The organism is Streptomyces montanisoli (assembly GCF_017813245.1).
In the GTDB taxonomy this organism is placed as follows: Bacteria; Actinomycetota; Actinomycetes; order Streptomycetales; family Streptomycetaceae; genus Streptomyces; species Streptomyces montanisoli.
In genome coordinates, this window is sequence record NZ_JAGIQL010000317.1 from 1 (window position 1) to 3001 (window position 3001).

The window sequence follows — 3001 nt, forward strand, 5'->3', positions numbered from 1 at the left end:
CGCGTGCGCCGCAGCGGCTGCCCGGCGCGCGCGCGTGGGCGGCCGAGGCCGCCGCTGGGATGGACGCGGGCGTGCGGATCTCCCTCAGGCTCGACCTTTCGGCGTACGAGGCCTTCGACCGCGAACCGGACGGCGCGGCGGCGGCAGGCGCCAGGAGCGCGGGCGCCGCACTCGTCCAGGTCCACAGCCTCGCCGATCCGACGCTCGTGCTGGACGCGTCCCGGCTGTGGGCGGGGGAGGGCGAGGAGGCGTTCGGGCCGCGCGCCCGCGTCGACGCCCTGCTGGCGCTGCGCCGGGCCGCACGGGTCTGGCCGCCGCTCGGCCGCCTCACCGAGCAGGACGTACCGGACGTGCTCGCCCTCGCCGAGGACGAGCTGTTCGACCTGCTGGGCCCCGCGGCCGGCCGGCTGGCGGCCGCCGGCGTCGCGCTGCACTGGCCGAAGGAACTGGCCCGCACGCTCACCGCGGCCGCCGTCGTACGGCCGGCGCGCGCCGCGCCCGGGTCCGCCACGGACGGCACGGTGTTCTTCGACAGCGCGGAGCTGCTGTCGTTCGACTGGCAGCTCGCGCTCGACGGCGAGCCGCTGACCCAGGCCGAGATGGACGTGCTCGCCGAGGCGCACCGGCCCGTGGTGCGGCTGCGCGACCGCTGGGTCGTGGTCGATCCGGCGCTCGTGCGCAAGGCGCGCAAGCGGGAGCTGGGCCTGCTCGAGCCGTCTCAGGCGCTGGCCGTCGCGCTCACCGGCACCGCCGAGGTCGACGGCGAGACGGTCGAGGCGGTGCCCGAGGGTGCGCTCGCCGCCCTGCGCGACCGCATCACCGCGGGCCCAGGCACGCTGCCGCAGCCGCCAGGTCTCGCGGCCACCCTCCGCGACTACCAGCTCAGGGGCCTCGCCTGGCTCGATCTGATGACGTCCCTCGGACTCGGCGGCTGCCTGGCGGACGACATGGGCCTCGGCAAGACCGTCACGCTCATCGCGCTCCACCTGCACCGGGCACGCCGCGCCGCCGCCGGCGGCGGGCAGGAGCCGCCCACGCTCGTGGTGTGCCCCGCCTCCCTCCTCGGCAACTGGCAGCGGGAGATCACCCGGTTCGCGCCCGGCGTCCCTGTGCACCGCTTCCACGGCGCGGGCCGCAGCCTCGACGAGGTCGCCGGCGGCTTCGTCCTCACCACGTACGGCACGATGCGTTCGAGCGCGGAGCGGCTGGCCGAGCACCGCTGGGGGATGGTCGTGGCCGACGAGGCGCAGCATGTGAAGAACCCCTTCTCCGCGACGGCGAAGGCGCTGCGCACGATCCCGGCGGGCGCGCGCGTCGCGCTCACCGGCACGCCCGTCGAGAACAACCTGTCGGAGCTGTGGGCACTGCTCGACTGGACGACGCCGGGGCTGCTCGGCCCGCTGAAGACGTTCCGCGCGCGCCACGCGCGCATCGTGGAGAACGTCGAGAACGCGAAGGCGGCCGGCGTCAAGGACGCGGACAACCAGCAGGCCGTCGACCGGCTCGCCCGCCTCGTACGGCCCTTCCTGCTGCGCAGGAAGAAGTCCGATCCGGGCATCGTGCCCGAACTGCCGCCCAAGACGGAGAGCGACCACCCCGTGCCGCTCACCCGTGAGCAGGCCTCGCTGTACGAGGCGGTGGTGCGCGAGACCATGGGCGCCATCGAGGAGTCGCAGGGCATCGCGCGGCGCGGCCTCGTCATGAAGCTGCTCACGTCACTCAAGCAGATCTGCAACCACCCCGCGCAGTACCTCAAGGAGGGCGCCGCGGCCGGCAGTGGCGGGCCGCCCCGGCTGACCGGCAGGTCGGGCAAGCTCGCCCTCCTCGAAGAGCTGCTCGACACGATCCTCGCCGAGGACGGCTCCGTGCTGGTCTTCACCCAGTACGTGTCGATGGCGCGGCTGCTCACCGCGCACCTCGCGAGCCGCGCCATCCCCGCGCAACTGCTGCACGGCGGCACGCCCGTGGCGGAGCGCGAGCGGATGGTGGATCGCTTCCAGGAGGGCGGCGTGCCGGTGTTCGTGCTCTCCCTCAAGGCGGCGGGCACGGGCCTCAACCTCACGCGCGCCGGCCATGTCGTGCACTACGACCGCTGGTGGAACCCGGCCGTCGAGGAGCAGGCCACCGACCGCGCCTACCGCATCGGCCAGACCAGGCCCGTGCAGGTGCACCGGCTGATCGCGGAGGGCACCGTCGAGGACAGGATCGCCGAGATGCTCGCCTCCAAACGGGCGCTCGCCGACGCGGTACTCGGCTCGGGCGAGGCGGCGCTGACCGAGCTCACCGACAGGGAACTGGCCGACCTCGTGTCCCTGCGCAGGCCGGCGTGAGCGCGCAGGCGGCGCGCAGGCCGCGCCACGACGACCGGCGGGCCACGTTCCCCGCGATGGAGCCGCGGCCCGCTCCCGAGGGCGCGTTCGCCGCCACCTGGTGGGGCAACGCGTGGATCGAGTCGATGGAGGACACCGCGCTCGACGCGGCGAGGCTGGCGCGCGGCCGGCAGTACGCGGGCGGCGGCCACGTCGACGCCGTCACCGTCACGCCCGGCCGGGTCATGGCGTACGTGCACGGCAGCAGGCCCCGCCCGTACCGCACCGAGATCCGGCTGCGCACCCTGTCCGACGACGACTGGGACGACCTGCTCGGCGCGGCCGCAGGCCGGCCCGACCACATCGCCGCACTCCTCGACAAGGACATGCCCCACGCCCTGGCGGACCTCACCGACCTGCTGCCCACCGCGGGCGACCTGGTGCCGGACTGCTCCTGCCCCGACGACGGCTACCCGTGCAAGCACGCCGCCGCGCTCTGCTACCAGACGGCCAGGCTGCTCGACGCCGACCCGTTCGTGCTGCTCCTGATGCGGGGCAGGGCCGAGCACGAGATCCTCGCCGATCTCACGCGCCGCTCGGCCGCCGCGTCCGCGGCGGAGCGCTCGGCGGCCGCCCCAGCGCTGTCCACCGTCGCCGCGAGATCGGAAGAGCACTCGACCGAACTCCAGTCT

Annotated in this window: 2 protein-coding genes; both read left to right on the forward strand. The window is 74.9% G+C overall.

From position 1 onward, the window contains the following. Positions 1-2330: SCO1167/SCO6262 family helicase (locus JFN87_RS32750; RefSeq protein ID WP_209346099.1), on the forward strand; the 2330-nt coding region annotated here is incomplete at its 5' end. Further along, on the forward strand, positions 2327-3001 hold a 675-nt coding region (locus JFN87_RS32755; RefSeq protein WP_372449333.1), incomplete at its 3' end, for an SWIM zinc finger family protein. The genes JFN87_RS32750 and JFN87_RS32755, both read left to right, overlap by 4 nt.